Source organism: Clostridium sp. UBA3061, from assembly GCF_002367465.1.
In the GTDB taxonomy this organism is placed as follows: Bacteria; Bacillota; Clostridia; order Clostridiales; family Clostridiaceae; genus Clostridium_J; species Clostridium_J sulfidigenes.
In genome coordinates, this window is record NZ_DFCF01000008.1 from 153953 (window position 1) to 173637 (window position 19685).

Below are 19685 nucleotides of genomic sequence, written 5' to 3' on the forward strand. Positions count from 1 at the left end.
ATAAGTAGAATAATAATTTCATTTATCTTAGCTAGGCTATTTTATAGTAGTTAAATAGGTAAGAAGAGTATTAAATATTATCCCTATTATAACATGGATTTAACCATGTTATAAAACAGCAAAATCCCAGAAACCCGCATGAATAAAACAACTAGTTAACTAGTTATATAGTTAACTAGTTATATAGTTAAATAGGCTTATATGTAAATAGTTTCCTATATGAATATTTGTATAGTTTCCTAAGTGAGATTTTATTATAATTAGTATATGATATTATGTTATAACATATCGAAGTTATAGTGAATATTTTATTTCATATATAAAGGAGAATAATATAATGGAGAAGTTTGAAGGACAACTTAAAGAAGCAATGGGAAAAGGTGGAGCATATATAGAGATACCTTTTAATGTAGAAGAAATTTTTGGAGCTAAGAGGGTTAAAGTTAAAGCTACTTTTGATGGGGTGCCATATAGGGGATCTATTGTTAAAATGGGAACAGAGTGCCACATAATAGGTGTAACTAAAGATATAAGAAAAAAGATAAATAAAGATATTGGAGATTATGTTAAAGTTACAGTTGAAAAGGATGAGGAAGAAAGAAAAATTAATCTTCCTGAAGATTTTAAAATAAGAATTGAAGAATCTAATGAAGTATATGATTTTTGGAATAGTTTATCTTACTCTAATCAGAAGAAATATGTGGATTATATAGATTCTGCTAAAAAGGAAGAAACACGAAAAAAACGAGTAGAGGATTCGATAAATAAGTTAATTAATAAAGAGAAGCTATAAATAAAGTCCCCAAATCCTATGTAGTACAAAGATTATTGATGAATAGTCTGTATAATAAAATCCCTGCAATACTATATTACAGGGATTTTAATAAGTTTTGGGTTGTATAAACTCTAGTTTCATTCCTTTAAAAGTACCTGGGGGGGACAAATTGTAAAAGGGAATCTTATGAAGCTAGAGTATGTATAGAGAATATTATTTAAACTACAACCTGGAATTTACTAGGTTGTAGTTATTCTATTTTAAGTTAAATAACTTTATATATTATCTTTTGTGGTTACAAAGAGTTGGTGATTCAATTAAAGTCGCAAACATATATTTATGAGTATGGTCATCTTCATCAGAAGTTCTTCCTTTTACAAAGTGAACATGTCTTCCATTGCCAACCGGAATAGCTGGTCCAGTTGTATCACAAATTTCATGAAAGTGATCATAGAAATCAGTATTTGTTTGAAGCTTATGGACGTGTGAGTTACGGTAAGGAATAGCTTCACCAGTTACCCCAGCAAATCGATGGTTATGAACTGAACAATCTTCAGAAGCTATTATTGTACTACCAGTATATTCATGAACATGGGTTTGCTCTTTGTGTCTACAAGAGTCATTAGAATTATTACTACAGTTATTGTGGTTCATATAGTTATCATTGGCATCATATTCATAATTAGAATAGTTAGGATAACATTCATAATTCTCATAGTCTTCATAAGCATCATTATAATTATTATAGTTACTATACATATTACTCATTTATTTCCCTCCAATACCTTAGAGGCATACTACATATTATGATTATTCTAATATATTGGTGACACCTTTATTATGATTTTTAAAAATATATTTTATTAAAAGATATATTTTTCTTATAAAACCTTTTAGATAATATTTTAGAGTGAAATGTAGCATAATTAAGATATATATTTTATTTCATTACTACTTTTAAAGTTTTGTTTAATATCAATTGAAGTAGATATTAGTTAAGTGAGAGGAGGAGTAGGTTTGAGTTCAATAATATATATACAGATTATAGGATTAATAATATTAATAATACTATCTAGCTTTTTCTCTGCATCAGAAACTGCCTTAATGTCTATTAGCAAGATAAGGGTTAGACATATGGTAGAGGAAAACATAAAGGGATCTAATAGAGTTAAGGAATTAACTGATAATCCTAGTAGCTTATTAGCATCAATTTTAGTTGGGAATAATGTTGTGAATATAGCATCATCTTCTTTAGCAACGGTTTTAGCTATTAATCTTATTGGAAGTAGAGGTGTGGCTATAAGTACTATAATAATGACTATAGTAGTACTTATTTTTGGTGAGATTACCCCAAAAACTTTAGCTTCACAAAATTCTGAGCAAATATCACTAAGAGTTGCAAATCCAATATTTATTGTAAGTAAGATGCTTAAACCAGTAGTTATCATAACTACTACAATATCAAAGTTCTTTATAAAATTACTTGGAGGGAAAAGTGATAGTAATAAACCATTTATAACAGAAGATGAATTAAAAACTATGGTGGACGTTAGTGAAGAGGAAGGTATACTAAAGTCAGAGGAAAAGGATATGATTCATAATGTATTTCAATTTGGAGACCTTTATGCAAAGGATGTTATGGTTCAAAGGGTAGACATAATAGCTTTAGATATAGAGGAAAGTTTGGATAAGATTATTTCAGTTATAAAGGAAGAAGGGTTTTCAAGAATACCTATATATTCAAATACTATAGATAATATAGTGGGGATATTAAATGTTAAGGATATTATATTTATGGAAGATACTAAGGGATTTAGTTTGAAAAACTATATGAGGGAAATAACCTATACCTATGAGTTTAGAAAGGTTACAGAGCTATTTAAAGATATGAATAAAAATAGGCAGCATATGGTAGTAGTCCTTGATGAATATGGTGGAACCGTTGGAATTGTAACTATTGAAGATTTAATAGAGGAGATAGTTGGGGATATAAGTGATGAATATGATGATGAAGAACCAGAAATATATGTGGTAAAGGAAGATGAGTATATAGTTGAAGGAAGTGTTAGAATAGAGGATATAAATGAACTTATAGGAACAAAAATTGAGTCCGAGGAATTTGATTCCATAGGTGGATTTATAATAGGTGTGCTAGGAAGATTCCCTAATATAAGCGAAGAAATAATTTATAGTAATTATAGATTTATAATTGAAGATATAGATAGGAATAGGATAAAGAAAATTAGAATATATACATAGGTTGGAGCAAATAAAGAATAGATATTAATAAAACTATACTAATATCTATTTTTTATTTATAGAATTTATACTGCTTATGTTGTAAAGCTGTTATAGAGCTAAACTAAGAGCTATAAGACCTTGTCCTACATAGTAACATAACAAGTTCAATGCTGTCATGTAAGATGGTGATTTTTTATGAAAGTATATAAAACACAAAATTAAATCAGATAAAAAGAAGAGACATGCACCTATAATTATAAGTATAGTACTTAAAAAGTTTTCATGGATTAAGGGAGTTAATGATAATGCCCTTGTAACCATAAAACTAATTATAATTGAATAAGTAACAACTAGTTTATAGGCTCCCTTAAAATCAAAGCCTTTTATTAGATTTAAAAATAGAATAGAGATTATTGAAATTAGAATAAATAATAGAACATGCCAAATTAGCACAGGGGTAAGAGTAGCAAAGGCTAAAGAAAAGAATATATGAGCAATAGAAAAACTAATTAATCCATATACAAACATTTTGCTTACTTCATCATCTTTATTAGTATTAAAGGCAAGGAATACATCTCCAATTAAAGATGTTATTAATGCAAAAAGTATAAATATGAAGTATTGGGTATTGAAGTAAAGAATTTTATAGCTAGATACGCATATAGCAATAAATAATAGACTAGTAATAGTCTTAACTATAGGCATTTTATAGCCATGAGGATGATAATTAAAGTATATTAGAAATCCTAGTGATATTAGCATAAATATAAAAAATGTAAGTGATAACATACTTAACCCTCCTTCAATAAAATACAAGTAATAAAATTATTATAGCATATGTTACATATAAGTAAAACAATGGAAAAGAAAATATTTTATTAATGGATATATTTGATTTAAAAAATGTATTGATTTTTTATAAATAATGCTTTAACATTAAGTTACATAGATTTCGAAAATGAGAGAGAGGTATTTTTGTGAGTGTCTAGTATTTAAAATAGTAATTAAATATTAATCTTAAAAATTTGGGTAGTATATACCTTTATTTGTTGTGGGATTAATTAAAACTATTAAAGATACAAGTCCACGAAATTTACCTTAGGATAGCTATAGCTATCTCTGTTAATGGCAAGTTTAAAGCTGTGGGAGTATCCATGGCTTTTTTTATTTTGGAAATCTATGAAGGATTTCATGGACTTAATAATAAGTAAAGGAATCGTGAAAATGAATATTAGTACATTGGAAAAATTACATTATAATAAAATAAAAGAAATTATTAAATCTTATTGTGTAAGTGGATTAGGAAGAGAGTTACTAGATAAACTTCAACCTAGTAATAATATTAAGCAAGTGAAAAGAATGTTAGAGGAAACATCTGAAGGTAGAAACCTTATTGATGCTTCTTATCACATGCCATTAAAGGGAATATTTAATATTGCTCCTTTGATAGATAAGATTGAAAAAGGCTCAGTGCTTGAACCATCAGAGCTAACAACAATAGATAATTTTTTGCGTGGATGCAGAAAGGTTAAAATTTTTATAGAAGATAAAGAAGGATATGCGCCAACTTTAAGTGCTTATGGTAAAAGTATCACAGAATTAAAATATATTGAAGAGGAAATAGAGACTTCAATTAAAGGAAGCATAGTGGATTCTAATGCTAGTAAAGAACTTAAGAGAATTAGACGACATATAGAAAGTTGTGAAGAAAAGATAAAAGAAAGGTTAGATAAGTTTATAAGAAGTAGTGCCAATAAAGAATATATTCAAGAATTTTTTATAAGTCAAAGGAATGGTAGATATACAATTCCTATAAAAGCTTCCTATAAGAATCAAGTTCAAGGATCTATTGTAGAAGTGTCTTCTAAAGGGACTACTGTATTTATAGAGCCAAGTTCTGTATCAAAGTATACTACGGAGTTAACTACACTAAAATCAGAAGAGGCCATGGAAGAGTATAGAATACTTGCAACATTAACTGATATGATATTTGAGAGGATTAAAGAGTTAAAGATAAATATAGAAGTCATTGCAGAATATGATATGATTATAGCAAAAGCAAAATATAGTAAAGATATAGATGGAATACAGCCAATTCTAAATAATCATGGATATATAAATATAATTAAGGGTAGATATCCATTAATTAAAAATGCCGTTCCGCTAGATTTTAATATAGGGGATGATTATAGAACCTTGATTATAACTGGACCTAATGCAGGGGGGAAGACAGTGGTGTTAAAGACAGTGGGACTTCTTACATTAGCTACGCAAAGTGGATTTCATATAGGTGCTGAATCAGGAAGCGAAATAGCCATATTTGAGAAAATATTTGTGGATATTGGAGACGATCAAAGTGTGGAAAACGCTTTAAGTACATTTTCATCTCATGTTAAGAATCTTAGTGGAATTTTAAAGGAGAGTAATAAAAATACCCTTCTTCTTTTGGATGAGATAGGAAGTGGTACAGAACCTAATGAAGGAGCAGCACTTGCTATTGCGATACTAGAGGAGTTTTATCATAAAGGATGCATTACCATAGCATCTACTCATTATGGAGAGATTAAGAACTTTTCTCAGAATCATCCTGATTTTGAAAATGCAGCCATGGAATTCCAAAGAGAGACCTTAGATCCACTATATAAGATTTCTATTGGGAAGAGTGGAAATAGTAATGCCCTTTATATTTCAAAAAAAATGGGTATAGCTGATAAAATAATAGATAGAACAAGAAAATATATTGAAACTAAAAGTTATAACTATGAATTGTTAAGAGATAGCAAGATTAATAGAAATAAAGAAGTTGATAATTATAGTGAAGAATCCTATAACTATGAAAAAGGTGATAGGGTTATTGTTCTAGATAAGAAGTTACCAGGGGTTGTATATAAAGAAAAAGATGAATTTAATAATATAATTGTATTTTTAGATGGTGATTTTATTGAAGTGAATTATAAGAGGTTAAAGCTAGAGGTTAGTGCTACAGAGTTATATCCTGAAGGTTATGACTTAAATCAGATTTTTATAGCTTATAAGGAAAGAAAGTTAGAACATGATATAGAAAGAGGTTCTAAAAAAGCACTTAAAAAAATTAGAAAGGAATCCCAAAAGGGAATTTGTGAACAATAAGTAACCTTTGTATTCTTATAGAAAATATTGTCCATAATATAAAAAGATTTTGTTAATTAGTGGAGGAAATTATGGCAATAGAAAAAAGTTTAATTGAAGGATTTTTAAAACAGTTTGATACAGTTCCTTTTTCGGTAAAATATAAGGACGAAGGGAAATTTATTATAGGTGAAGGTGAACCTAAGTTTAAGATAGTTATAAGAAAATTACCTAATAAAACTGATTTGCTAAAAAGTACTTCTCTCGCTTTAGGAGAAGCTTATATGAATGGAGATATAGATTTAATAGAAGGAGATCTATACTATGCTCTTGATACGCTATTAAGTAACATAGATAAGTTTACCTTAGATATAAAAGGTCTTAAAAAGCTACTGCATACTTCTACTTCTTTAAAGCATCAAAAGGAGGAGGTATGTTCTCATTATGATATAGGAAACGATTTTTATAAGTTATGGCTTGATAAAACCATGAGTTACTCTTGCGCTTACTTTAAAAATGATAATGATACATTAGAAGAAGCTCAGATGAATAAAATATATCATATACTTAATAAGCTTAATTTAAAGGAAGGTATGAGCTTATTAGATATTGGATGTGGTTGGGGGTATTTATTAGTAGAAGCTGCTAAAAAATATAAAATCCATGGCGTTGGTATAACCCTTAGTGAAGAACAATATAAGGGGTTTTCAGAGCTAATTGAGAAGGAAAACCTAAGGGAGTATCTACAAGTTAAGCTTTTAGACTATAGAAAATTAAAGGATTCAGGTATGACCTTTGATAGAGTAGTTAGTGTTGGTATGATTGAGCATGTTGGAAGAGAAAATTACAGTTTATTCTTTGATAATGTAAGTAAAGTATTAAATCCTAAAGGTGAGTTTTTATTACACTATATAAGTAGTATCCATGAATCTCAAGGAGACCCATGGATTAAAAAATACATCTTTCCAGGCGGTGTAATTCCTAGTATAAGAGAAATAATGGATACTGCTTGTGAGCATAAGTTTTGTACTATAGATGTAGAAAGTTTAAGACTTCATTACAAGAAAACATTGCTTTATTGGTATAAAAATTTTCAAGATAATATAGATGAAATTAAAAAATTGGTAGATGAAAGATTTATAAGAATGTGGGAAATATATTTATGTTCTTGTGCGGCTTCATTTAATAATGGAGTTGTAGATTTACATCAAATGCTATTTACTAAAGGAGCTAAAAACGATCTACCACCTACAAGAGAATATATGGATAAATAATTTTAAAGAATAAAACGGCCAAGTATATCCTGGTCGTTTTGTTTTTAAAAATTTTAATAATACTATGAATAATTTGATTTCTTTTAGAGAAAGATTTAATTTTTTATAATGTGAGTTTCTATAATTTGAAGTTCTTTAATCAATTCTTGTCTAACAAAACCCTTTGTATTTACTGTGTCAGAGGTTATAAGGCGTACTTCGTACCATAAGGTTTCTAAAGCTTCAACTCCATCAAGAATTGCTACCCTTGAGTTAGATGGGATGGAGCGGAGTATAGGACTATTACTGAGAGGTGAGATATAAAGAGAGCACCGTTTTATTGTTTCACCAGTATTAAATCTAATAGGTCTAGAGTAAACTTTTAAAGTTTCATTTGGCTTATTAATAGTGTTTAATTGAGATGTTAAACTATTATTTTGTTTTGTTAGAACTCTTACTTGAATATTTTGTTTGTTATATTTATCATTTAAAAGATAATATAAAATTCCTAATCCACCAGAGGTAAGAAGTAGGACATAAATGAAAAAAGTTTTTATCACGAATGTACCTCCATAAAAGAGTTTGGTAGTATAAATATATTCCTTTTATTTATGAAATAGACTTAGTAAAATTAATAAGTAATATTAATAAAACTAGTAAAAGTTTAGTGATATAATTCTATGTGAGGAGTTGATGAATAAATGGCTAATACTAAAACTAATGTGATGAGGATACTAGATAATAGTAATATAAATTATAATATATATACATATGAGGTTAAGGATAGTGCTGTAGATGGAATATCAGTAGCCAATAAACTTGGAGTAGCAGTAGAGAATGTATTTAAGACTCTTGTTACAAAAGGCCATAGTGGAGATTTTTATGTATTCGTAGTTCCTGTGGCAAAGGAACTGAATCTTAAGGCGGCGGCAAAGCGTGTAGGAGAAAAGTCAGTAGAAATGATAAAAGTTAGTGATATGCTTAAGATAACGGGATATATTAGAGGTGGATGCTCGCCTATAGGTATGAAGAAAAATTATAATACTGTAATTGATGATTCATCCCTGAATCTAGATAAAATCATTGTAAGTGGTGGTAAAATTGGATTTCAAGTAGAAATAGCACCAAGGGATTTAATTCAGCTGATAAATGCTGAAACCGGTCCTATTGTGAATTAAAATATACATAAAAGAAATAAAGGTTGTCCTAGAAGATAATTTAATTCTTACTAAGACTACCTTTAATTATTATATAGCTAAAGAAAAACTAACATAATCTAATATAAAATCATCAGCTAAAGCTTTCATGTCATTGTGCTGCTCTAGGGAATGTTCATCATATACGCCTATAACCTTCATACCAGCTTTTTTAGCACCTTGAATGGCTGGAAGTAAGTCTTCAAAAACCATGCACTTATCAGGAGAAACACCTAATTTATTTGCTGCTAGAAGATATACATCTGGAAAATCTTTTCCCCTTTTTACCTCATTAGTTAAGGCTATTGTATCAAAATATTCATATATTCCATTAGCTTTTAAGCAAGCTTCTAAAAGTAAAGTGTTATTGCTAGTAGCCAATGCAATTTTTATATTATTTTCTTTAAGTAGGTTAAAAAATTCTTTAACACCAGGCTTTAGTTTCACTTTATTACAGTAAGCTTCATAAGCCATGTCATTCCAATGCTCTTTAATTTCTTCTAAGGTATAAGGTAAATTAAAGGAATTCTTAAAGTAAATAGCTACTTCATTAAAGCTAAGATGAGCAATGTCATTATTTAATGATGGAGGCACATCTAAATTATGTTTAGCTAGGTATTCCGTATCGATTTTATTCCATACCCACATAGAATCAACTATAGTACCATCCATATCAAAAATTGCAGCGTCTATATTTTTAAACATATATTATCACCCCCGCATATTAACATAACAAATAAAACTTTTAATGTAAAGAGTAATGAATATAATGTGGAAACTACCTTTTACTACTAATAAAAAAGTAATAAGAAAGAATGTAATAAAATTAAAAACATATAATGTATTAGTAAAATAAAGGGGGGAAACTATGGATCTTTTAGGTAAGTTTTGGGGGGTTATTTCGGTTATATTTACTTTAGGAGCATTGTCAAGAGTAGTATCTTTAGGGTTTTATAATAAGTTTATTAAAGGTTTGTCAAAGAAAAAACATAGAGGCATAATAAATAAAACTATTAACATAAATAATGTTTTAGAAGAAAACCATGGGGTGTTTGGAGTGGGTGCATTTATTTCTTCAATAATTCATATGTTAATAATGAATTATAAGGAAAGTTTTTCTTTTTGGGGAATTGCAACCTTTGTGTGTGTTTTAATAATGGTAGCTACTGGAATTATAAATAAATTTATTTATAGAGATAAGAGGGGCCAAATAAGAAAGTTTCATACAACTATAATATTAATATATATTGTTTCTTTAGTAATGCATATAATTTTCACCAAATGATATATTATTAAAAAAAGACATTGTTCTTATAGCAGATTTAAGGTCTAGTTACAAAACACTATCTTCCTATAGTAAATAAAAACATATATAGTAAAATAAAAAGGAACATGACATTCATGTTCCTTTTGGTCGGGGTGACAGGGATTGAACCTGCGACCTCATGGTCCCAAACCACGCGCGCTCCCATCTGCGCCACACCCCGCCGACAAAAATTATTATATGATATATTTAATAGGTTGTCAACATATTTTATGCAAAAAGTTTTGCGATATTATATATTATTTTTAAAAGACCAATAAAAGGTATTATAAAATCAGTATATTGTAAATAATAAAAGATGTTACTGAATACAAAAAGTTTAATATATATTTACATAATATTATTGTCATTAAAAAAAGGAGGAGTACAAAAGATGAAGGAATATAGGTTTAGTGAGGCTTCTAAAAGATATATGAGAAAGCAATTGTCTAATAGTATACTTTTATCGAGTCTTTTACTCATAATTACAATAGGATTATTTATAAGGAACAATCTTTTTTATGGGAGATTTTTATTAGTGTTTTTTATAGTAGGATTAATAGTTACAGGTCTTGTTACTAAAAAAGTAAGAAGCATTGATGAGCTTAAATATATAAAAGTATATAAAGATAAATTTTGTATAAATAACAATATGAATGAAAAACCAAAAACTCTTTATTTTAGAGATGTAAATAAAGCAATGAGGGATAATAAAGGGATTATATTTTACGTGGGGAAAAGGGATTATAGAATATTATCTAGTTTTTTAGAGCAAAGTGAAGTTGATGAACTTTGGAAGAAGTTTTCCAGGTATAAATAGATATATTTACTATAATTAAATTCTATAGATTAGATTATGAGCATAGGTATATATTATTCTTAAATTAAGGGGGAGCATAAATGAATAAAATGAATCTTGCTACTTTAGGAGTAATTATATTAGTTATTTTGGGATTAGTGTGGATTATATGCTTTGATAATATTGATAATAGTAGCCATGAAATAATTAATAAAGAAAGAGAAATTATAAATTATGATGAGATAAAGGGAATTTGGTTATCTTATTTAGATTTATCAGCTATGCTTAAGGGGAAAAATGAAAATGAATTTAGAAAAAATATATCACAAGCAATAGATAATGTAGAATCTATGGGGTTGAATACTTTAATTGTACATGTAAGACCTTTTTCTGATGCCTTATATCAATCTAAATATTATCCATGGTCTATATATTGTTCGGGCATAGAAGGTAATGCTCCGGGATATGATCCTCTTCAAGTTATTATAGAGGAAGCTCATTTAAGAAATATAAGAGTAGAGGCTTGGATTAATCCCTATAGAGTTAGAAGTGATAGTGTTAAGTTGCCACTGTCTTTGGAGAATCCTGCTAGCAAATGGATAAAAGATGGTAGTGATAATATAATAAAATGTAATGGTGGAATATATTATAATCCTGCCAAAGAAGAAGTTAGGCAACTTATAGTGAATGGAGTAAAAGAAATAGTGGAGAACTATGAAGTTGATGGAATACATTTTGATGATTATTTTTATCCATCTAGTGATGTGTCTATAGATAGTAAAGCTTATGGCGAGTATACAAGTTCAGGAGGAGATTTAGATTTAGAGAGTTGGAGACGTGAAAATGTTAATATTCTCGTAAGGCAGGTTTATTCAATTGTTAAAGAGATAAGCCCAGAGGTAGTCTTTGGAATAAGTCCACAAGGCTCTATGGATAATAACTATAATAGCCAATTTATTGATGTGAAGAAGTGGATTCAAAACCCTGGATATATTGATTATATTTGTCCACAAATATATTATGGCTTTTTAAATGATAATAGCAATTTTCAACAAGTTATTGAAGAGTTTGATAGTCTTGTTGATGAATCTACAGTAAATTTATATATAGGTTTATCTGTATATAAAGTTGGTAGTGAAGATACTTGGGCAGGTAATGGAAAGGATGAGTGGAGAAATAGTACAGATATATTAAAAAGACAGGTGGAAGCTTCAAGAAAGTTAAAGAAGTACAAAGGAATATTACTATTTAGGTATGACTCTTTGTTTAATCCATCATCAAATGTAAAAAGTCAGATACAACAGGAGAGATCAAATTTAAAATCTTTATTTAAGTAAAAAAAGAAAGGGGTGACTATTTATAAGTCACCTCTATAGTTTTTTCTATACTTCCTATGCCACCAACTTTTATTAAATAGTCATTATTAATAGCTTCACCCGTGCAGATGATTTCACTTGGATTATTCATGTAATAACCTTGTTCGCAACATATGGTTAGTTTATCTTTAAAATCAAGTATGTTATGTTTCATTATGTATGCACATAATGCGCCATTAGATGTGCCAGTAGCACTTTCTTCATCGATACCTACACTAGGACCGAAATTTCTAGTTGCAACAGTGCTTTTAGAATTTTCAGTTTCTAAAGAGAAGGCATGAAGACCTACTAAATTTAAGTTATCTGTGTATTCTTTTAGGCCTTGAAAATCTGGATTTATTCTTTTTAGAGCATTTAGAGATTTAACTGGGAACATTATATCTTTAAGCCCTGTAGAAATTATCATAGGTCTTAATGCATGACCTTGGATTCCAGCATCTTCTAAGGTTATTCCTAATATATCACAAAGTTCTTTTACATCATCAATATATGAATAGAACTTAGGATTAGTTTGAGTCATAAGCACATAGGCAATTTTTTCATTATCAAAATAAATTTCTATGTCTAAAATACCGGCAAGAGTTTTTTGTTTTAATTTTACTGGACTTGTACTTGGTTTGATAAAGCCTAATTTAGCTAAGGTATAGAAAGTGGCGATGGTAGCATGACCACATAAATCAACTTCTGTTGAAGGGGTAAAAAATCTAACCTCATAGTCATAATCGTCACATTTTGATTTTATCACAAAGGCAGTTTCGGAAAGTTTTACTTCTTTTGCGATAGCTGCCATGTCATTAGAGGATAAGTCATCACAATCAATAACTACACCAGCCTTGTTTCCACCCATATCATTGTGAGTAAAGGCATTAACTATGTACACAGTTTTATTAAAGTTTGATTTCATTTTGTCACCTCGTTTATATATTAAAAATATAGCTATCTTAATTAAAGGATAGCTATATTAATTGGTATAAGATAAAATTAATTAGCTAGATACATTTCACCAACAACATTTATATCTCCAGCACCTACGGTAATAATAAGATCACCATCTTTGGCCTTTGATTTTAAGTGATTAACTATTTCTTCAAAGCTATGATAGTTTATTGCATCAACTCCTGTAAGTCTTATAGCATCGCCTAACTTTACTGAGTTAACAATTCCAGTATCTTTTTCACGAGCAGCGTATATATCTGCTAATAATAAATGCTTTACTCCATTGAAGGTTCTTACAAAGTCATCAAAAAGAGTTATAGTTCGAGTGTAGGTATGAGGTTGAAATACCACATATAAATCTTTATGAGGATAATTTTTACAAGCACTAAGAGTAGCTTGAATTTCTGTTGGATGATGAGCATAGTCATCTATTACAGTAACACCATTTTTAGAACCCTTAAATTCAAATCTTCTATGAGTTCCTCCAAAATTAGATAATCCTTTAATTATAGATTCATTAGAAATGTTAAGAGCTAAGGATGTACATATAGCAGCTAAAGAGTTAAGCACATTATGTTCTCCAGGCACATTTAAGGCTATAGGAAATAACATATGGTCATTTTTATATAAATCATAAGAACCACAACCAAGAGAATTATAAGTTATATTTTTAGCTTTATACTCACCATTATTTATTCCGTAAGTCATTATAGTACATTTATGATTATTTAATATATCAGAAACGTTACTATCATCACTATTGCATACAAGGAAACCATCATCTGGTATGATATCTATAAATTTATTAAAAGTATCTTTTATGTGATTTATATCCTTATAAAAATCTAAATGGTCTGCATCTACATTTAATATAATTCCTATATAAGGATGAAATTTTAAGAAAGATCCTTTATACTCACAAGCTTCAGTAACAAAGTAATCACTATTTCCAGCAAGAACATTACCCTCTATAACATCTAATTCTCCACCTACTAATATGGTAGGATCCACTTGTTCTTCAATTACAATGTGGGCAAGCATTGAAGTTGTGGTTGTTTTGCCATGAGTACCAGCAACAGCTACATTATATTTATGGCCAAGCATAATTCTGCCTAAGAATTCAGCTCTATCCATCATAGGAAGGTTTAGTTCAATTGCCTTTTGAAACTCAGGATTATCATCACTGATAGCAGCAGTGTATACTACTAAATCTGAATCCTGTATGTTATCTGCACTGTGTCCTATATATATATATGCACCTTTATTTCTAAGTTTTTCAACCATATTTGAATTTTTCATATCTGAACCAGATACAGTATATCCGTTTTTAAGTAGAATCTCAGCAAGACCACTCATACTAATGCCACCAATACCAATAAAGTGAACTTTTTTATTTTTATCTTGTAAAAAATCAAAACTCATATAATAACAACTCCTATATAAAATATAATACTACATTCATGAATTTGTATATTAAAACATAGTTATAGATCAACCTAATAACCATTGTATGTGTATAAAAATAAATGAATACCTAATATAAATTATATACAAAAATCTATATAAAAAACACATATATTTTAGAAAGCTTCGTAAATTATATATCTATAGGAAAAATGAATGAAAATATCCAAAAAAATTAAAAGAAAATTCAGAAAAAGGCTTTTCGGATAGAAATAAATATGTTAAAATAAAAACAAAGTTAGAGATGGTTTTTAAGTATAATAACTAATTATATTTATTAAGTATCTAAGTGGAAATAATAGATGTTTTCTAAGTGTATGTATATTTAATATCAATTACAATAACTACTAGGCCATAAGGCTAGTAGAAATTTTCTGGAGGAGTGTGTTAAAATGTTAACAATTGGTCTGAGAGAATATGTAAATTGGCAACTGAATATTAATGGTGAAGAAGAGGATAAAATGCTCAATACTTGTGAAGAGAATGATATCATGGGTATGGAGTTTGAATATTTATTGTGGCAATTTAGCTTGTAAATTGCCAAATCTATTTTAAAGTCCCTATAATAATCGTGAAAAAGTCCTTAGTTTAGACTAAGGACTTTTTTATTATGTAATTATGTTAAAAAGTTGTGCTGTAAGTTTTGTAATTTGCAAAGAGTATTAACAATGGAGAAGATGATTACTCCAGCTAAGTTAGAAGTGATATTATCTTTATCAAATCTAGGTGCCACTTCACATATATCAAAGGTTATAACCCTATTTGACTTTAAAATATGTTTAAGTAGTTTTATAACTATTTCTGGGTTTAGACCTAAGGTTTGCGTAGAACTAACCCCTGGTGCAAAAGAGGCAGAAAATACATCTGAGCAAATAGTTACATATATATAATCTTGGTTTCTCATAAAGGTATTTAGCTCTCTTAAAAGTTGCCAACCATCACTATATAGGATGTCTTTCGCAAGGGTGTATTGAACACCTAGTTTTTTAGCGGTTTTAAATAGATCCACTGTATTGCTGTGCTGTTGTATCCCAATACAGAAATAGGAGAAATCCATGTTTTTATCATGACAAATATCAGAGATTTGTTTAAACATAGTTCCAGAACTTCCCTCGTTATTATATGGTCTAAGATCGAAGTGAGCATCAAAATTTATAATTCCGATTCGAGGTTTACAAGATATTTTATCCAGATGAGATAGAGCCCCATTATAGTTCCCAAAGGCTGTCTCATGTCCTCCTCCTAGAACTATAGGAAAAATATTCAGATCTAGTAACTTAGACACGCAGTCGCTTAAAAGCTTTTGCCCTTCAGCAAGAGAAATGTCCTCAACTATGATATCTCCGGCATCAAAAATTTTTACCGATTGATTAAAAGTACAAGGTAGATTTGAAAGCTCTTTTCTGATGGATATAGGACCATTCATGGCACCTATACGACCTTTATTTTTTTTTACACCTTCATGGCAACAAAAGCCTAAAAGTGCAAAATTTAGTCCATCAAGAGGCTCAAGATCATCTCTTCGAAGATCAAGAGGTGTTATCCATTGATGCCATCTAAAAGCATCAAAATTATCGTCACTGTCTATTCTTCCTTGCCATAAGTTTTCGTTCATAGGTTCATAGTTTTTAATAAACATAAAATCACCCCACAAGTAACTTCTTAGTAGTATTATACGTTTTCAGTATAAGTCAAAGGAGAGATATTATCAATGTTATATGTAAAATAGTAGTTATATTTTATTTGTTTTTGAATATACATATTTAAAGATAAAGAGATATGCAGTGAATTAAAAGGTATTGATAATAATTTTTAGTAATGAAATAAAATAATATTGACAATTGAACGTATGTTCGATATCATGTAAATATGAGAACAGATATGGGGGTTAAAGAATGGGAAACAAAGATTTATTCATTGAGTTAAAGTATAAGGCAGATGGGCAAGGACTTGAAGGTATAAATTTTTTAGAAGATGATAAAGAAATAGGTGGTCAGAAATACATGCTTTGTGGTGGAGTTTTAAATAAGAATGGAGGAAAACTTTTATTTAAAGCTAGAAATATACAAGAAGCTAATGAATTTACAAAAAGGAATCCTTTGACTTCGAAAATGGTGGCATGTAGTTGATAGATATTATAAAATAATATTGAAATTAAAGGCTATTTCAAAATGAAGATTTATTTAATCTTTATTTTGAAGTAGCTCTTTTTATTTACAATGAGGATATTTTTTTGCTAATTAATCTGTGATTAACATAAAAGATGAATTTATATTGTTTTAAATAGTATATTAAAGAAAATAAAAAAAGTAATTGTAATATAGTAATAAAACAGATAGAATAAAGGTGAATAATAAAGGCAAAAATAAAGATAAAATTCGGAAAGGTATAGTTTGTATGGAGAAAATTAAGCATAAATTTAATAGAAACCAAAGGGTTATTGGTATAACAAAAGTTTTAACAGAAAATCCTAATAAGGTTATAACTTTAAATTTATTTACAGAGAAATTCAATGCAGCAAAATCTACTATTAGTGAAGATATTGTTATAGTTAGAGAAGTAATAGAAGGTTTATCCATGGGAAAGATAGAAACAGTAGCAGGTGCTGCAGGTGGAATAAGATTTATAAATGAAAAATCAAATGAAGATAGAAAACAGTTTTTAGAAGATTTGTGTGAAGCACTAAGACAGCAATCTAGAGTTGTTCCGGGTAATTTTCTATATATAACAGATATAGCATATAATCCAAGTATTATTCAAAATTCAGCAATAATATTAGCTAGTAAATTTAAAGATATGAACGTGGATTATGTAGTTACAATAGAAACTAAAGGTATTCCATTAGGTTATGAGGTTGCAAAACAATTAGGAGTTCAGCTTGTTACAGTACGTCATGATACTAAGTATACAGAAGGTACTACAGTAAGCATAAATTATGCTTCTGGTTCAAGCAATAGACTTCAAACTATGACATTATCAACAAAGTCTATGAAGAGAAGTAGCAGATGTGTATTTGTAGATGACTTTATGAGAGGTGGAGGAACTGCAAAGGGAATTAAAGAGCTTTTAAGTGAATTTGATAGTGAATTATTAGGTAGTGGTTTTTTAATAGATAATGTAGAAGTTAAGGATAAGCTGGTAGATGATTATATTTCATTAGTAAATTTTTATGGTATTGGAGAAGATGGAATTGCGATTGTTAGTCCATCTAGTGAAAAAAACGAATAAGTTACAAAAAAATATGGAAAATGTTTCGACAAATAGAAGGATTTACAATGCATTAGTAGAATAATACATGAAAGCACATCTTGGAGGTGGAATTTCATGATAATTACAGACGTTAGAATTAGAAAAATTACCACAGAAGGAAAAATGAAAGCTATAGTATCTATAACTTTAGATAATGAATTCGTGGTTCATGACATCAAGATAATTGAGGGTCAAAGTGGTAATTTTATAGCTATGCCTAGTAGAAGAACTCCTGATGGAGAATTTAAGGATATAGCTCACCCAATTAATACAGAAACAAGAGAGAAAATTCAAAAATCTATACTTGACGAGTATGAAAAAGTAAAAAATGAAGAGCAAGTAGAAGATGAAATAGTCTAATTATAAAAAGGAGCGTAGCACTCCTTTTTATTTTGTGTATCGTTAATAGTATATCGTTAATATATATTTTCATGTAAAAAATATACTTTGGTTGAAAAAGTGTAACAGTTTCAATATAATAGTATAGAAGTAGTATATAAAAATAATAAATATGATAGATTAATATTGAAAATTTAATAAATATTAGTTTTAAATTATTATAGAATAATTTATCAGGAAAGACTAATTACATTTTAAATGAAGAGGTGTATGAATTGTATAAATGTGCTATAATCCTTGCTGCTGGCGAAGGTAAAAGAATGAAATCTAATACTCCTAAGGTTCTACACAAAGTTTGTGGAAAAGAAATGATAAACCATGTTATAGATAATATAAGAAAGTCCGGAGTAGAAGAAGTAAGTGTGGTTATTGGAAAAGGTGCTGATAAAGTTAGAAAAGGCACTGAAAGTAGAAATATTTTCTACTCAGTTCAAGAAGAACAATTAGGTACTGGGCATGCAGTAATGTGTGCAGAAGAATTTTTAAAAGGTAAAAAAGGTTCAGTATCTATATTTGTTGGAGATGGGCCTCTAATAACACAAGAAACAGTTACAAAGCTTACTAAATATCATGAAGAACAAAAATGTAGTGCTACAATATTGACATCTATAATGAGTGACCCTCTAAAGTATGGAAGAATAATTAGAAATTCTCAAGGAGAAGTAGAGAAAATTGTAGAGTTTAAGGATTGTAATGAAGAAGAAGTAAAAGTTAATGAAATTAACTCAGGGATGTATTGTTTTGATATAGACATATTATTAAATACCTTAGGTAAACTTAATAATAATAATAATCAAGGTGAGTACTATTTAACAGATGTAATAGAAATATTAAAAAATGAAGGTAAGAAAGTTGGAGCTATTGCTGTTGATGTAGAAGAAATTACAGCAGTAAATTCAAAGGTAGAGCTTTCTGTTGCTAATGATATAATGAGAAGTAGAATAAATAGAAACCATATGGATAATGGTGTTATAATTATGGACCCTAGAAGCACCTATATAGAATGTGATGTAATTATAGGTCAAGATACGGTTGTATATCCAGGGAATATCATAGAAGGAACTACGGTAGTTGGTGAAAATTGCGTATTATACTCAAATAACAGAATAACTAATAGTATAATTGGTGATGATGTAACTGTAGAAAATTCTGTAGTATTAAACAGTAAGATTGGAAATAATACTACAGTTGGACCTTTTGCGTATATAAGACCAGAAACAACTATAGGTGAAAATGCAAGGATAGGCGATTTTGTTGAAATTAAAAAATCATCAATAGGTGACGGAACTAAGGTATCTCACTTAACTTACATAGGAGATGCAGAAGTGGGAGAAAAATGTAATTTTGGGTGTGGAACTGTTGTAGTAAATTATGATGGAAAAGCAAAATATAAAACTACAATTGGAAACAATGTATTTATAGGATGTAATACTAACTTAGTATCACCAGTTGAGGTAGAAGATAATACTTATATTGCAGCTGGATCAACAATAACCGAGAAAATACCAGAGGGCTCCTTAGCTATAGCAAGAGCTAGGCAAATAAATAAAGAGAACTGGGTATATGATAAAAATAAAAACAAATAA

The 19685-nt window shown here is 28.9% G+C and carries 20 protein-coding genes and 1 tRNA gene; 13 read left to right on the plus strand and 8 right to left on the minus strand.

What is annotated here, in order from left to right; translation table 11 throughout:
• Positions 1-337: 337 nt before the first annotated feature.
• On the plus strand, positions 338-793 hold the full coding sequence (locus tag B2P65_RS07080) for a YdeI/OmpD-associated family protein (RefSeq protein ID WP_346848823.1): 456 nt from the start codon (positions 338-340) through the stop codon (positions 791-793).
• 264 nt (positions 794-1057) lie between these two features.
• Here the strand turns inward: B2P65_RS07080 and B2P65_RS07085 are convergent, their stop codons facing one another.
• A complete protein-coding gene (locus B2P65_RS07085; protein WP_346848872.1) occupies positions 1058-1429 on the minus strand; it encodes a YmaF family protein in 372 nt (123 codons plus the stop codon).
• Positions 1430-1792: 363 nt separating this feature from the next.
• Here B2P65_RS07085 and B2P65_RS07090 point away from each other — a divergent pair, with 363 nt between their 5' ends.
• Positions 1793-3034, plus strand: coding sequence for a hemolysin family protein (locus tag B2P65_RS07090; RefSeq protein WP_346848824.1), 1242 nt, complete (start codon positions 1793-1795; stop codon positions 3032-3034).
• A gap of 90 nt (positions 3035-3124) precedes the next feature.
• Here B2P65_RS07090 and B2P65_RS07095 read toward each other — a convergent pair whose 3' ends face one another.
• The gene (locus tag B2P65_RS07095) at positions 3125-3805 is read right to left on the minus strand and encodes a lysoplasmalogenase (protein ID WP_346848825.1); all 681 of its coding nucleotides are present in this window, start codon (positions 3803-3805) and stop codon (positions 3125-3127) included.
• A 435-nt stretch (positions 3806-4240) separates the two neighbouring features.
• Here B2P65_RS07095 and B2P65_RS07100 point away from each other — a divergent pair, with 435 nt between their 5' ends.
• Entirely contained in the window at positions 4241-6145 is a 1905-nt protein-coding gene (locus B2P65_RS07100; RefSeq protein ID WP_346848873.1) for an endonuclease MutS2, read from the plus strand.
• A gap of 71 nt (positions 6146-6216) precedes the next feature.
• Positions 6217-7398, plus strand: coding sequence for a cyclopropane-fatty-acyl-phospholipid synthase family protein (locus B2P65_RS07105; RefSeq protein ID WP_346848826.1), 1182 nt, complete (start codon positions 6217-6219; stop codon positions 7396-7398).
• A 95-nt stretch (positions 7399-7493) separates the two neighbouring features.
• Here the strand turns inward: B2P65_RS07105 and B2P65_RS07110 are convergent, their stop codons facing one another.
• The gene (locus B2P65_RS07110; protein WP_346848827.1) at positions 7494-7937 is read right to left on the minus strand and encodes a hypothetical protein; all 444 of its coding nucleotides are present in this window, start codon (positions 7935-7937) and stop codon (positions 7494-7496) included.
• Positions 7938-8078: 141 nt separating this feature from the next.
• On the opposite strand from B2P65_RS07110, the gene ybaK reads away from it, so the two are divergent.
• Positions 8079-8555, plus strand: a complete 477-nt coding sequence (ybaK, locus tag B2P65_RS07115) for a Cys-tRNA(Pro) deacylase (RefSeq protein ID WP_346848828.1) — start codon at positions 8079-8081, stop codon at positions 8553-8555.
• Between the two features lie 69 nt (positions 8556-8624).
• On the opposite strand, the gene B2P65_RS07120 is transcribed toward ybaK, so the two are convergent.
• Complete coding sequence (locus tag B2P65_RS07120) at positions 8625-9278, minus strand: HAD family phosphatase (protein ID WP_346848829.1); 654 nt, start codon at positions 9276-9278, stop codon at positions 8625-8627.
• Between the two features lie 163 nt (positions 9279-9441).
• Between B2P65_RS07120 and B2P65_RS07125 the strand changes: the two genes are divergently transcribed.
• Positions 9442-9858, plus strand: a complete 417-nt coding sequence (locus tag B2P65_RS07125; RefSeq protein WP_346848830.1) for a hypothetical protein — start codon at positions 9442-9444, stop codon at positions 9856-9858.
• A gap of 126 nt (positions 9859-9984) precedes the next feature.
• On the opposite strand, the gene B2P65_RS07130 is transcribed toward B2P65_RS07125, so the two are convergent.
• Positions 9985-10060: transfer RNA gene (locus tag B2P65_RS07130), tRNA-Pro, on the minus strand.
• 210 nt (positions 10061-10270) lie between these two features.
• On the opposite strand from B2P65_RS07130, the gene B2P65_RS07135 reads away from it, so the two are divergent.
• Both B2P65_RS07135 and B2P65_RS07140 read left to right on the plus strand, forming a co-directional pair.
• On the plus strand, positions 10271-10696 hold the full coding sequence (locus B2P65_RS07135; protein ID WP_035132531.1) for a hypothetical protein: 426 nt from the start codon (positions 10271-10273) through the stop codon (positions 10694-10696).
• A gap of 80 nt (positions 10697-10776) precedes the next feature.
• A complete protein-coding gene (locus tag B2P65_RS07140; RefSeq protein ID WP_346879872.1) occupies positions 10777-12012 on the plus strand; it encodes a glycoside hydrolase family 10 protein in 1236 nt (411 codons plus the stop codon).
• Positions 12013-12028: 16 nt separating this feature from the next.
• Here B2P65_RS07140 and B2P65_RS07145 read toward each other — a convergent pair whose 3' ends face one another.
• Together B2P65_RS07145 and murC are read right to left on the minus strand one after the other, a co-directional pair.
• Positions 12029-12955, minus strand: a complete 927-nt coding sequence (locus B2P65_RS07145; RefSeq protein WP_346876355.1) for a PhzF family phenazine biosynthesis protein — start codon at positions 12953-12955, stop codon at positions 12029-12031.
• A 77-nt stretch (positions 12956-13032) separates the two neighbouring features.
• A complete protein-coding gene (gene murC, locus B2P65_RS07150) occupies positions 13033-14409 on the minus strand; it encodes a UDP-N-acetylmuramate--L-alanine ligase (protein ID WP_346848834.1) in 1377 nt (458 codons plus the stop codon).
• Between the two features lie 434 nt (positions 14410-14843).
• Here murC and B2P65_RS07155 point away from each other — a divergent pair, with 434 nt between their 5' ends.
• Positions 14844-14987, plus strand: coding sequence for a hypothetical protein (locus tag B2P65_RS07155; RefSeq protein ID WP_156964321.1), 144 nt, complete (start codon positions 14844-14846; stop codon positions 14985-14987).
• 80 nt (positions 14988-15067) lie between these two features.
• Here the strand turns inward: B2P65_RS07155 and hutG are convergent, their stop codons facing one another.
• Positions 15068-16090 carry a formimidoylglutamase gene (gene hutG / locus B2P65_RS07160; RefSeq protein ID WP_346848835.1) on the minus strand — a complete coding sequence of 341 codons (1023 nt, stop codon included), beginning with the start codon at positions 16088-16090 and terminating at the stop codon, positions 15068-15070.
• 256 nt (positions 16091-16346) lie between these two features.
• Between hutG and B2P65_RS07165 the strand changes: the two genes are divergently transcribed.
• From B2P65_RS07165 to glmU, 4 genes are all read left to right on the plus strand, one after another.
• Positions 16347-16580, plus strand: coding sequence for a hypothetical protein (locus B2P65_RS07165; RefSeq protein WP_346848836.1), 234 nt, complete (start codon positions 16347-16349; stop codon positions 16578-16580).
• Positions 16581-16848: 268 nt separating this feature from the next.
• A complete protein-coding gene (purR, locus tag B2P65_RS07170) occupies positions 16849-17679 on the plus strand; it encodes a pur operon repressor (RefSeq protein ID WP_035132520.1) in 831 nt (276 codons plus the stop codon).
• Positions 17680-17775: 96 nt separating this feature from the next.
• Entirely contained in the window at positions 17776-18060 is a 285-nt protein-coding gene (spoVG, locus tag B2P65_RS07175) for a septation regulator SpoVG (RefSeq protein ID WP_035132518.1), read from the plus strand.
• 254 nt (positions 18061-18314) lie between these two features.
• Positions 18315-19685 carry a bifunctional UDP-N-acetylglucosamine diphosphorylase/glucosamine-1-phosphate N-acetyltransferase GlmU gene (gene glmU, locus B2P65_RS07180; RefSeq protein ID WP_346848837.1) on the plus strand — a complete coding sequence of 457 codons (1371 nt, stop codon included), beginning with the start codon at positions 18315-18317 and terminating at the stop codon, positions 19683-19685.